The organism is Streptococcus oralis, from assembly GCF_964238205.1.
Classification (GTDB): domain Bacteria; phylum Bacillota; class Bacilli; order Lactobacillales; family Streptococcaceae; genus Streptococcus; species Streptococcus oralis_CZ.
The window spans coordinates 1-12,815 of the sequence record NZ_CAXSLF010000004.1 but is presented as its reverse complement, the minus strand read 5'-3'; the positions used below and the strand labels follow the sequence as shown (position 1 = coordinate 12,815).

General features: G+C 41.5%; 10 protein-coding genes. 8 read left to right on the top strand and 2 right to left on the bottom strand.

The features are described from left to right. Positions 1-127: 127 nt before the first annotated feature. Both galU and ACESOD_RS06390 read right to left on the bottom strand, forming a co-directional pair. The gene (galU, locus tag ACESOD_RS06395; protein WP_373094553.1) at positions 128-1,027 is read right to left on the bottom strand and encodes a UTP--glucose-1-phosphate uridylyltransferase GalU; all 900 of its coding nucleotides are present in this window, start codon (positions 1,025-1,027) and stop codon (positions 128-130) included. Positions 1,028-1,048: 21 nt separating this feature from the next. Continuing rightward, positions 1,049-2,065, bottom strand: a complete 1,017-nt coding sequence (locus ACESOD_RS06390) for an NAD(P)H-dependent glycerol-3-phosphate dehydrogenase (RefSeq protein WP_373094552.1) — start codon at positions 2,063-2,065, stop codon at positions 1,049-1,051. Between the two features lie 239 nt (positions 2,066-2,304). Here ACESOD_RS06390 and leuS point away from each other — a divergent pair, with 239 nt between their 5' ends. From leuS to ACESOD_RS06350, 8 genes are all read left to right on the top strand, one after another. After that, positions 2,305-4,806, top strand: a complete 2,502-nt coding sequence (leuS, locus tag ACESOD_RS06385) for a leucine--tRNA ligase (RefSeq protein WP_373094551.1) — start codon at positions 2,305-2,307, stop codon at positions 4,804-4,806. A gap of 113 nt (positions 4,807-4,919) precedes the next feature. Further along, positions 4,920-5,612: a GNAT family N-acetyltransferase gene (locus ACESOD_RS06380; RefSeq protein WP_373094550.1), complete on the top strand. Its 693-nt coding sequence runs from the start codon at positions 4,920-4,922 to the stop codon at positions 5,610-5,612. 12 nt (positions 5,613-5,624) lie between these two features. Next, positions 5,625-6,041 (top strand): GNAT family N-acetyltransferase, encoded by a 417-nt coding sequence (locus ACESOD_RS06375; RefSeq protein ID WP_373094549.1) that lies wholly within the window; start codon positions 5,625-5,627, stop codon positions 6,039-6,041. Positions 6,042-6,321: 280 nt separating this feature from the next. Continuing rightward, positions 6,322-7,188: an ABC transporter ATP-binding protein gene (locus ACESOD_RS06370; protein WP_373094548.1), complete on the top strand. Its 867-nt coding sequence runs from the start codon at positions 6,322-6,324 to the stop codon at positions 7,186-7,188. Continuing rightward, positions 7,188-8,051, top strand: coding sequence for an ABC transporter permease (locus tag ACESOD_RS06365; protein WP_373094547.1), 864 nt, complete (start codon positions 7,188-7,190; stop codon positions 8,049-8,051). Before ACESOD_RS06370 ends, ACESOD_RS06365 begins: the two co-directional genes overlap by 1 nt. Before the next feature lie 161 nt (positions 8,052-8,212). Continuing rightward, positions 8,213-9,211, top strand: a complete 999-nt coding sequence (gene ruvB / locus ACESOD_RS06360) for a Holliday junction branch migration DNA helicase RuvB (RefSeq protein ID WP_083303327.1) — start codon at positions 8,213-8,215, stop codon at positions 9,209-9,211. Beyond that, entirely contained in the window at positions 9,192-9,764 is a 573-nt protein-coding gene (locus ACESOD_RS06355; RefSeq protein WP_373094546.1) for a nucleotidyltransferase family protein, read from the top strand. Before ruvB ends, ACESOD_RS06355 begins: the two co-directional genes overlap by 20 nt. 499 nt (positions 9,765-10,263) lie before the next feature. Continuing rightward, positions 10,264-12,815, top strand: a 2,552-nt coding sequence (locus ACESOD_RS06350) for an accessory Sec-dependent serine-rich glycoprotein adhesin (RefSeq protein WP_373094545.1), incomplete at its 3' end; no start/stop codon positions are given.

The window sequence follows — 12,815 nt, the reverse complement described above, 5'->3', positions numbered from 1 at the left end:
AGCATCTCTTACAAGAAATTAGGCTTAAAACAGGGCTTAAAACAGGGCTTTGGATAGGGATTGGGTCTTGAGATTTAGACATCAAAACAGTCAGATTTAAGCTAAATCTGACTGTTTGACAAATTGTTTATTTTTCTCCTGAAAGTTCTTTTCCAAGATCAATCAAGTAGTCCTTCAAGTGGTCTTTGACTTGTGGATGTTTAAGGGCGTATTCGATGGAAGTCTTCATAAACCCAAACTTGTCTCCGACATCGTAACGTGCACCTTTAAACTCACGAGCAAATACTCGTTGGGTTTTGTTGAGGGTATCGATAGCGTCTGTTAGCTGGATTTCATTTCCTGCTCCTGGTGTTTGATTTTCAAGAATGCCAAAAATTTCAGGTGTGAGGAGGTAACGGCCAATAATGGCTAGATCACTTGGTGCGTCTTCAGGTGCTGGTTTTTCAACGAAGGTTTCAACACTGTAAAGACCGTCATTTCCTTCACCCTGAGGAGCGATAACACCGTATGAAGAAACTTCTTCGTGTGGGACAGGCATTACGGCGATAGTAGAAGCATGAGTCTTCTCATAATCATTCATGAGCTGCTTGGTCAATGGAACAGCTTTGTCATTAGTGATATCCATGAGGTCATCTCCAAGCATAACCACAAAGGGTTCGTTTCCGACGAAAGCTTTGGCTTGTAAGACGGCATCTCCGAGTCCACGTGGGTGTGTTTGACGGATGAAGTGAAGACGCATACCAGTTGTTTCGTCAACTAGTTTCAAAAGGTCGGTTTTTCCTTTTTCCTTTAGGTTGTATTCTAGTTCAAAGTTTGAGTCGAAATGATCTTCGATAGAACGTTTTGACTTTCCTGTTACCACAAGAATGTCCTCAATTCCAGACTTAAGAGCTTCTTCAACGATGAACTGGATGGTTGGTTTATCCACGATTGGCAACATTTCTTTGGCCAAAGCTTTAGTTGCAGGTAGGAAACGAGTTCCAAGTCCCGCAGCAGGGATAACGGCTTTTCTAACTTTTTGCTTCATGAGCTTCCTTTCTAACGGTGACTAAGACCACTCGTTCTCTGCCTTGAACTCATTGCTCATGAGTTCAGAAACGGCATCCTTAATATTAACATTTTCATAAATAACTTGGTAGATGGCTTGGGTAATAGGCATATAAACTCTGAGTTCTTGCGCCAATTCGTAAGCAGCTTTGGTTGTTGAAATACCTTCAATGACCATTCCCATATTTGCTTCGATATCTGCCAAGGCTTCACCGCGACCAAGAGCATCTCCAGCACGCCAGTTACGTGAGTGGACAGAAGTTCCTGTAACGATTAAATCCCCAACTCCAGAAAGACCACTGTATGTTAATGGATTTGCTCCAAGTTTAACCCCCAGACGGGTAATTTCTGCCAGACCGCGCGTGATAATAGCAGCTTTTGCATTATCACCAAATCCAAGTCCATGAAGGGCACCTGCACCAACAGCGATGATATTTTTAAGAGCACCAGCTGTTTCCACTCCGATAACATCCGTATTGGTATAAAGGCGGAAGTAGTGGTTGCTAAAGAGTTTTTGAACATATTGAGCAGTTTGTAAATTTTTAGAGGCAGCCGTAATCAAGGTGATGTCGCGTACAATCGTTTCTTCCGCATGGCTAGGACCAGATACAACCACAATTTCACTACGCAACTCTTCAGGGATTTCTTCTTCTAGAATGGTTGAAAGACGCTTGTGGCTATTGGGTTCGAGGCCTTTTGAAGCATGCATGATCACTACTTTATGATCCAAAACAGCAGCCACTTGTTGGGCCACCAATCTGGTCACCTTGGTTGGCACCACAAACAAGACAGCATCAACCCCCTTTAAGGTTTCTGCTAAATCATGGTAGGCCACAATTTTATCGTCTAATACAGTATCCTTAAAATAGCGTTTGTTAGTATGTTGTATATTAATTTCATCAATTTGATCAGGAATATTTCCCCAGATACGTACTTGGTGTCCGTTGTCATTTAAAACTTGTGACAAGGCAGTACCCCAAGAACCAGGCCCTAAAACAGCGATGGTTTGTTTGTCCATATTTTCCTCCTTCTGAGAAAGCACTTTCCTATATTCTACCATAAAAAGCCCTATCTTGCATCTATAGAATTCATTAAGAGATTTTTGTCAGATTATTTATGTATCTGAGAAAGAAATTGAAAAAATGACAGTAGAATAATAGGGTGTTCATAGGTCAAAACAATAAAATCTCGAAAAGAGAAACAATATTCCCCCTAAAAATGGTATAATAGGAGCATCACGAAAATTGGAGAGACGATATGAGTTTTTACAATCATAAAGAAATCGAGCCTAAGTGGCAAAAATACTGGGCTGACCATCACACTTTTAAGACAGGAACAGATGCTTCAAAACCTAAGTTTTATGCGCTTGACATGTTCCCTTACCCATCTGGAGCGGGTCTGCACGTAGGACACCCAGAAGGCTACACAGCGACTGATATCCTTAGCCGTTTTAAACGTGCGCAAGGCTACAATGTCCTTCACCCAATGGGCTGGGATGCCTTTGGTTTGCCTGCTGAACAATATGCTATGGATACAGGAAATGACCCAGCGGAATTCACAGCAGAAAACATTGCTAACTTCAAACGCCAAATCAATGCGCTTGGATTCTCTTACGACTGGGACCGTGAAGTCAACACGACAGATCCAAACTACTACAAGTGGACGCAGTGGATTTTCACTAAGCTTTACGAAAAAGGCTTGGCCTATGAAGCGGAAGTGCCAGTAAACTGGGTTGAGGAACTAGGAACAGCTATCGCCAATGAAGAAGTCCTTCCTGATGGAACGTCTGAGCGTGGAGGCTATCCAGTTGTCCGCAAACCAATGCGCCAATGGATGCTTAAAATCACGGCCTATGCAGAGCGCTTGCTCAATGACTTAGATGAACTAGATTGGCCAGAATCTATCAAGGACATGCAACGCAACTGGATTGGAAAATCAACTGGTGCCAATGTCACTTTCAAGGTGAAAGGAACTGACAAGGAATTCACCGTCTTTACTACTCGTCCTGACACCCTTTTTGGTGCGACTTTCACTGTTTTGGCTCCTGAGCATGACTTGGTAGATGCCATCACAAGTCCTGAACAGGCTAAGGCTGTAGCTGACTACAAACACCAAGCTAGCTTGAAATCAGACTTGGCTCGTACAGACCTTGCTAAGGAAAAAACAGGGGTTTGGACTGGTGCTTATGCTATCAACCCTGTAAACGGCAAAGAAATTCCAATCTGGATTGCCGACTATGTTCTCGCTAGCTACGGAACAGGTGCTGTTATGGCCGTACCTGCCCATGACCAACGTGACTGGGAATTTGCTAAACAATTTGGACTTCCAATTGTAGAAGTATTGGAAGGTGGAAATGTGGCAGAAGCTGCCTACACAGAAGATGGACTTCATGTGAATTCCGACTTCCTAGATGGATTGAATAAAGAAGACGCCATTGCTAACATTGTGGCTTGGTTGGAAGAAAAAGGCTGTGGTCAAGAAAAAGTGACCTACCGTCTTCGCGACTGGCTCTTTAGCCGTCAACGTTACTGGGGTGAACCAATCCCAATTATTCATTGGGAAGATGGGACTTCAACAGCTGTTCCAGAAAATGAATTGCCACTTGTCTTGCCGGTAACCAAGGATATCCGTCCTTCAGGAACTGGTGAAAGCCCACTAGCTAACTTGACCGACTGGCTGGAAGTGACTCGTGAAGATGGCGTCAAAGGTCGTCGTGAAACGAATACTATGCCACAATGGGCAGGTTCAAGCTGGTACTACCTCCGCTATATCGATCCACACAACACTGAGAAATTGGCTGACGAGGACCTCCTCAAACAATGGTTGCCAGTCGACATCTACGTGGGTGGGGCAGAACACGCCGTTCTTCACTTGCTCTACGCTCGTTTCTGGCATAAATTCCTCTATGACCTTGGTGTTGTACCAACTAAGGAGCCATTCCAAAAACTCTTTAACCAAGGAATGATCTTGGGAACAAGCTACCGTGATCACCGTGGGGCTCTTGTGGCGACTGACAAGGTTGAAAAACGTGACGGTTCCTTCTTCCATGTGGAAACAGGGGAAGAGTTGGAGCAAGCACCAGCCAAGATGTCTAAATCGCTTAAGAACGTTGTCAACCCAGACGACGTAGTGGAACAATACGGTGCCGACACTCTTCGTGTCTATGAAATGTTCATGGGACCACTCGATGCTTCCATCGCTTGGTCTGAAGAAGGATTGGAAGGAAGCCGTAAATTCCTTGACCGTGTTTACCGTTTGATTACAAGTAAGGAAATCGTTGCGGGAAACAATGGCGCTCTTGACAAGGTTTACAACGAAACCGTTAAATCTGTTACAGAGCAAATCGAATCTATGAAGTTCAACACAGCCATTGCCCAACTCATGGTCTTTGTCAATGCGGCGAACAAGGAAGACAAACTCTATGTGGATTATGCCAAAGGCTTTATCCAATTGATCGCCCCATTTGCGCCTCACTTGGCAGAAGAACTCTGGCAAACAGTCGCAGCAACAGGGGAGTCAATCTCTTACGTGTCTTGGCCAACTTGGGACGAAAGCAAATTGGTTGAAGATGAAGTCGAAATCGTCGTCCAAATCAAAGGTAAAGTCCGTGCCAAATTGATGGTCGCTAAAGATCTTTCACGCGAAGAATTACAAGAAGTCGCTCTGGCTGATGAAAAAGTCAAAGCAGAGATTGATGGCAAAGAAATCGTGAAAGTGATTAGTGTACCGAATAAACTTGTAAACATTGTTGTGAAATAAGAAATGATAAGTCTTCAAAGTTTTACTTTGGAGGCTTATTTGGAAGCTTAGCATAGATGTATGATATACTATGTGCAACCATAAAGTTTGGAAAGCAAAACAAGGAGAAAACAATGCCAGTAAATGAATACGGTCAGATGATTGGTGAACCTGTAGATGATACACCTGGAGTTTTGCCTTCACTTGTACGGATAAAAGGACAGTATACGATTCTAGAAGCTCTTTCGGTTGAAAAGCATGCAGAGGATTTATTAGCTGTCTATGGTCCGGATAGCCCTCGTGAGATGTGGACCTACCTCTTTCAACCACCTGTGGCTAATCTAGAAGAGTTAATGGTTGCTTTAAAGCAGATGATTGAACGTAAGGACCGCTTTTACTACGCAATTATTGATAAAGCAACTGGTAAAGCTATGGGAACTTTTTCGCTCATGCGCATTGATCAAACCAATCGCGTCATTGAAGTGGGTGCCGTGACCTTTTCTCCGGCCCTCAAGCACACAAGAATGGGGACAGAAGCCCAGTTTTTATTAGCCCGTTATGTTTTTGAGGAACTCAATTATCGACGCTATGAGTGGAAGTGCGATGCCCTTAATCTTCCATCTAGAAAAGCAGCAGAACGTTTGGGATTTATCTATGAGGGAACCTTCCGTCAAGCTGTTATCTATAAAGGTCGCACCAGAGATACGGATTGGTTGTCTATGATTGATAAGGATTGGCCAAAGGTTAAAGCCCGTTTTGAAGCATGGTTGCGTCCTGAAAATTTTGATAAAAATGGACATCAGATAAAATCACTTAGGCAATGTTAGAGAGGTTCTACTATGATAAAAATTACAAAAGGAACATCTGTTTCAATTGATGACGTTTTGCATCTCTATCAGGCAGTTAGCTGGACAAACTATACCAATCAACCACAGATGTTGGAGCAATCTTTAACTCACTCGTTGGCTATTTATGTTGCTCGTGATGGTGAGAAAATCGTTGGTTTAGTTCGTCTGGTTGGAGATGGTTTTTCATCGGTTTTTGTCCAGGATTTGATCGTTTTGCCTAGCTATCAGCGCCAAGGAATTGGCAGTGCCTTGATGAAAGAGGCTTTAGGGGATTACAAAGATGCCTATCAAGTCCAACTAGCCACCGAACAGACAGAAAAAACCGTGGAATTCTATCGTTCTCTGGGGTTTGAAACCTTATCTACTTATGATTGTATAGGGATGATTTGGGTGGATCGAAAAAAATAAAAAAATTATTTTATCTTAAGTTAACTTTAAGTATTCTACTGTATCATATAGTTATTAAATAAAGACCTCCTAACTTTATTTAATGGAAATCCTAAACTTTTCTTTTTCATAATAATCTCCCTAATGAAGCCACCAAATCAGGTGGCTTTTTTGTGATCAAATGCAGAAATTTTAACATAAAATTGACCACATAATCATCCATTTCGACCACATAACTCCAAAGTGTATTTTTTCTTTTCTCTTTTTGTTAAACTGAGGGTGTAAAAAGGAGGAAAGAAATATGATTTTACAGGCAAAAGGCCTCACTAAGAGCTATGGAGAGCATGTAGCAGTTAGGAATATAAATTTAGAGTTTAAAAAAGGGAGTTTTAATGCGATCTTAGGCCCTAACGGGGCGGGGAAATCGACCACGATTTCAATGTTAATCGGACTTAAACGAGCAACTAATGGACAAATCATCTATGCGCCCAACACTAGGATTGGGATTGTCTTTCAAGCAAGTGTATTGGATGAAAAGTTGACAGTCAAAGAAAACCTAGCCATTCGAGCCAAACAATATAAGGGAATTACACATAATCGTGTCGATGAGTTGATCCATCAACTGGGTTTGACAGCTTTTCAGAAACAACTTTATGGAACTTTATCCGGAGGACAGAAACGTCGAGTTGATATTGCTCGTGCTCTCCTTTCAAAACCGGATATTCTCTTTTTAGATGAACCGACGACAGGACTAGACATTCAGACTCGTAAATCCATTTGGGACTTATTGTATCGTCTACAAAGGGATGAAGAGATGACTATTATCTTAACAACTCATTATTTGGATGAAGCAGATGAGGCAGACCAACTTTATATTATAGATCACGGGAAGGTTCTTGCCCAAGGTTCTGCTGCTGAGATAAAGAGCAAATACGCTTCCAATCTCTTAAAAATTCGCTTTAAAAATTTGCAAGATTTGGAAAAAATCCTACCAAATAATATGGTTGTCGAGAAGGAAAAGGACTTGGAGTATAGTCTCTGTCCAAAGAGCCAATTGGAAGCTGTTGATTATTTGACCCAAGTTCGTGAGAAGATTGCTGGCTTTGAGTTTCGTCCAGGAACTATGGACGATGCCTTCATTGCTCTTACAGGAAGAGAGGTACGCTAATGTTAGCCTTATTAAAACGTGATTTTTTGTTGTATGCTCGTAATCGTTCAGGAGTCTTCTTCTCATTACTAGGAGCTTTGATTTCCTTTCTACTCTATATCATCTTTTTGCAGAAGAATTTGACAGATGCTTGGTCCCAACTTCCCAATAATACGAGTCTTTTAAACAGTTGGTTGATGGGAGGAACATTAGCAGTTACAGGAATTACGACCAGTTTTGCTGCTCTGACCCAGATGGTACAAGACCGTGAAAATCAAGTGGATCAGGATCTTTTTTTGACAGACCTAGGAAGATGGGGTTTGGAGCTGTCTTATCTGATCAGTAGCTTTGTCATTTCCTTTGTCATGCGGGTCTTTATGTTTATAATTATGAGCCTTTATTTCCAAGAAATCCCGATCATGAGTCATCTACTCGAAATCAGTTTAATCATGTTGCTAAGTAGCCTTCTTTCAACATTGGTAAATGCACTCCTGATTTATCATTTCCAGTCAGTAGATAGTCTGGGTAAATTGGCTACCATTGTAGGTACAGCTTCAGGATTTTTAGTAGGAACTTATGTACCAATGGGAATTCTTCCTAACTTCGCTCAAGTTCTCATGAAGTGCACACCGGCTACCTATCTTGCTTCTCTCTATAGACAGGTCTTAATGAAGGAGCAATTAGAAACTACATTTATGGGGAATAATAGCTTGTTAGAAGAGTTTCAAGAAAAATTGGGAGTCCAGATTCATTGGCAGGAGCTATTAACAAAGGAAGAAACATACTTAATAGTGATGAGTATCTGCCTCCTAACTTTTATGCTTTGGTTGGTGTTGGTTAAGATTTCTAGCAAGAAAAAATATAATCATTTTATCTTAAGTTAATTTTAAGTATTCTTGTTTATCATATACTTATTAAATAAAGACCTCCTAACTTTATTTAATGGAAATCCTAAACTTTTCTTTTTCATAATAATCTCCCTAATGAAGCCACCAAATCAGGTGGCTTTTTTGTTTGTGGGCTGGATTTTTGCTATAATAGGAACATGAGTAGAATTTTAGATAATGAAATCATGGGTGATGAGGAGTTGGTAGAACGTACCCTCCGTCCCCAATATTTACGTGAATATATCGGTCAGGACAAGGTCAAGGATCAGCTTCAAATCTTTATTGAAGCAGCTAAAATGCGCGATGAGGCGCTGGATCATGTTCTTTTGTTTGGCCCTCCAGGTCTCGGGAAAACAACCATGGCTTTTGTCATTGCCAATGAACTAGGAGTCAATCTAAAACAGACGTCTGGCCCTGTTATCGAAAAAGCGGGTGATTTGGTTGCGATTTTAAATGACTTGGAGCCTGGAGATGTGCTCTTTATCGACGAGATTCATCGCTTGCCCATGTCGGTAGAAGAGGTCCTTTATAGTGCTATGGAAGATTTTTACATCGACATCATGATTGGTGCGGGGGAAGGTAGTCGCAGTGTCCATCTAGAATTACCACCTTTTACCTTGATTGGTGCGACGACACGAGCAGGGATGCTTTCAAATCCTCTACGAGCACGTTTTGGGATTACTGGTCATATGGAGTATTATGCCCATGATGACTTGACAGAGATTGTCGAGCGGACGGCAGATATTTTTGAGATGGAAATCACCCATGAGGCAGCTTCCGAGTTGGCCCTCCGTAGTCGTGGGACTCCTCGTATCGCCAATCGTCTCCTCAAGCGCGTGCGCGACTTTGCGCAGATTATGGGCGATGGCTTGATTGATGATGTGATTACGGATAAGGCTTTGACTATGCTGGATGTAGACCATGAAGGTTTGGACTATGTAGACCAGAAAATTCTCCGTACCATGATTGAAATGTACGGTGGCGGTCCTGTCGGTCTAGGAACTCTTTCGGTTAATATCGCCGAAGAGCGTGAGACGGTTGAGGATATGTACGAACCTTACCTGATCCAGAAAGGCTTTATCATGCGGACTCGTTCAGGTCGGGTCGCGACAGCTAAGGCATATGAACATTTGGGGTATGAATACATTGAAAAATAAGGCTGAAATTTTAGATTCTTTCAGAGATAATTCTGACATGATGGTTATTCTGACCATCATCCGTGACTTGGAGTTGAAAGATTCCTGGTTGGCGGCTGGTTCGGTCCGAAATTTTATCTGGAATCTCTTGTCAGATAAGCCAGCCTTTGATCGTGAAACGGATGTGGATGTGATTTTCTTTGACCCAGATGTGAGTTATGAAGAAACGCTGGCTCTAGAAAACAAGTTGAGGGAGGACTTTCCTCAGTATCAGTGGGAGCTGAAAAATCAAGTCTATATGCATCAGCATAGTCCCCATACGCCTCCGTATAGAAATTCCTGCGATGCCATGAGTAAGTATCCAGAGCGTTGTACGGCAGTAGGACTTCGCTTGCATGCTGACGCAACTTTAGAACTCTTTGCGCCTTATGGTTTGGAGGATATTTTGAACTTTCAGGTTTGTCCAACTCCTCATTTCTTAGAAAATCAAGACCGAATGAAGCTCTATCAAAAGCGTTTATCTAAGAAAAACTGGCGAGAAAAATGGAAAAATCTTACAGTTAAAAATACTTAAGGAAACTTTAAGTTAGGAGTTATATACTTATCTCAGAAGTTGAGAAGACCTTAACTTTAACTCCTAAAACTTTTTCATAATAATCTCCCTATAAAAAAATTAAGTCGCCCAATCAGGCGGCTTTTTTTGGTGTTAACTAAGTGTTAGTTTATCACTGTTACGATTAAGGTAGAGGTGACAAAATCTGGAGGAATCAAACTAAACAAGTTTGAAAAAACAGGAACTCAAAGTTCGCTGATATTCCTTTTACTTATAAAATGAAAAAAATGAAGCCTAGAAGGTTAAAATATGGTAAAAAAACGTCAAAAAGTTTAGACATATATGACAAAAATGTGCTATAATATAACGATTAAAACATTAGTCTATATTATAAATTTTGAATATATATGCTGATAAAGATGATAAAATAAGTAAAACTCCAAATTATAGCCATTATTTACAAAAAAATATAAACAGGACTTTGTTTTATAAAAAAACGGAATCCAAGGAGATTTTAAAAATGTTTTTTAGACGTCAGGAAGGACGATATAGAGAAACAGACCGAGTAACGAGGTATAAATTGATCAAGTCAGGGAAACACTGGCTTCGAGCATCTACCTCTCTTTTTGGTTTGTTCAAGGTTCTTCGCGGGGGTATTGATACAGCTCAAGTTACAACAGAAGTCGTTGAAGATCGTTCTTCAACTTCCCTAACTGGGCTTGATATCCTCAAGGGGATAGCTGCTGCAGGGACTGTCATAGGTGGAGGGATTGCGACTCAATCTCATGTTCATGCTAATGAACAGACTGCTGTCGAAAAAGTAGTTGAAGGTAAGGAAGTTCTTGCTAATGCAGATCAAACTACCTTGGGAACAGTTGGGCAAGATAATCAAGAAACACCAACTTCAGATACAACTTCTCAGTCATTAAGTGAGAGTGAATCTGCATCAGAATCAGCAAGCGCTTCAGTTTCAGCATCTGCTAGTACAAGTGCAAGTCAGTCAGCAAGCACATCAGCGTCTGAGTCTGCAAGTACTTCTGCTTCAGCATCTGCTAGTACAAGTGCCTCTGAATCAGCAAGTACAAGCGCATCTGAGTCTGCTTCAACAAGTGTTTCTGCTTCATCTACTGCAGTAGGCTCTCAAACAGCTACGAAGGAAACTGTAACTGATACAAGCACGCCAACTGATAGAACAGATGAATCGTCAGAAACGCCATCGACAACTTTAGAGGGTAAGGTAACCCTTGCTAACCAAATTTCTAAAGTTGAGAAAGTTGCAGATTCAACTACCAACTTCTCAGCTTCTGCAACGGATCTTGTAGCCACAACTGCTGCTACAGAAGCAACTGCTAAGAAGGTTGAAGAAGACCGTAAGAAACTAGCTAAACTTTCAGCTGAGATGGGTGAGTATCTTGCAAAAGCAGTAGATTTGCCAGATACGGACTCTGCGATTTTCAAAGTTCAGAATGCGATTATTGAAATCGAAAATGCTTTGAAGGATCCAAATGCAGACCTAGGAGCAGTTGTCAAATCTGCTACTTCAGCACGCAACTCAATCGCTAATGCTGTTTTACGTGCAAATTCAGGTCAACGTGATAGCCGTAATGGACAGGCAATGCCGACAGGGGAAAATCTCAGAGGCTTTGCACCTAAAACTCAGAATGAGCAAACAATGGCAAATATTGTGTCTGGGACTTTTTCACCAACTAGTCGTGAGGTAAAATGGACAATCTCGATGAATGCCCAGAGTCCTCTTACCTATGCAGGTTTGATTGCTAAGGTCGATCCAAATACGACAATCACAGCAGCCTATCTAAATGGTGTGAGAATGGACATGCAAAGTCGGCCCGACAATGAGTATGTTTTCCAGAATCGTCATGGTTATAGTGCCAGAAAAAACTTGGATGCCACTATTGAGATTGTTGGAACAGCCAATAATAGCTCAACTCAGGCAACCTTGGAGGCACAAGTTGCGACAAGTAGTAGGGAGTTTTTAGCAAGTAACCCTCCTGGCAACTATACTTCTGTAATGACTTATCCTCCTGTTAAAACAGGACCTAATACTACAAAACCAGTAAACCCAAGTGTTCCAGGTAATTCTAGACAAGCAGACAATCCACCAACCATTACGATGCCATCACGTATTGAGGTGTATAATGATGATGCAGTAAACTATAATATTGTCTTCAACGACGACAAAGGTTTGCGAGATTTTTCGCCAACAAGAAATCCAGAAATTAGAGGATTGAATGGAGAACATTTCCCAGGTGCTTATGGTTTTGCTACAGTTCAAACGAATAAAAAAGGTCAAGTAGTTGGATATGTTTTTGATAATAAAACATGGACTTCAAGAGTTTATGGAACTGTAGGTAGAATTGGTAACACTTGGAATCCTATGACACCTGGTGAATATATTATTGAATATCAAGCAAGTGATAATCCTGGAATTCAGTGGGGGGGAGCAACTACAACATTTGTTATTAGAGGATTTAATGAACGTCAAGATCCTGTTAGTGGTGCGACAGTAGGTGTTAAAAACCCTTCATCACTAACACAAGAAGAAAAGAATCAAGTTCTTGAAAACTTTAAACAGGCCAATGCAAAGATTCTTGCAAGCACGGATTATGTAAAAGGAAAAGAAATTGGTTCGCTTGCTGTATCTGATAGTGGTGTGATTACAGTTACTTATCGAGATAAGACAGTGGATACTGTCCAAAGTAGCTTGAAGGATTTGACATCAGAAAGTATTTCAGTTAGCAAGTCTATTTCTACAGTTGCAAGCAGAAGTGCTTCAGAGAGTGCGTCAAAATCAGCATCAACAAGTGCTAGTCAAAGTGCCTCAACGAGTACCTCAAAATCAATCGTAGCTAGCAAGAGTGCCTCGGTTTCAGCAAGTCAAAGCGCGTCTAAGTCAGCGTCAACGAGTGCGAGTCAAAGTGCTTCAACCAGCGCGTCTAAGTCAGCGTCAACGAGTGCGAGCCAAAGTGCTTCAACCAGCGCGTCTAAGTCAGCGTCAACGAGTGCGAGTCAAAGTGCTTCAACCAGCGCGTCTAAGTCAGCGTCAACGAGTGC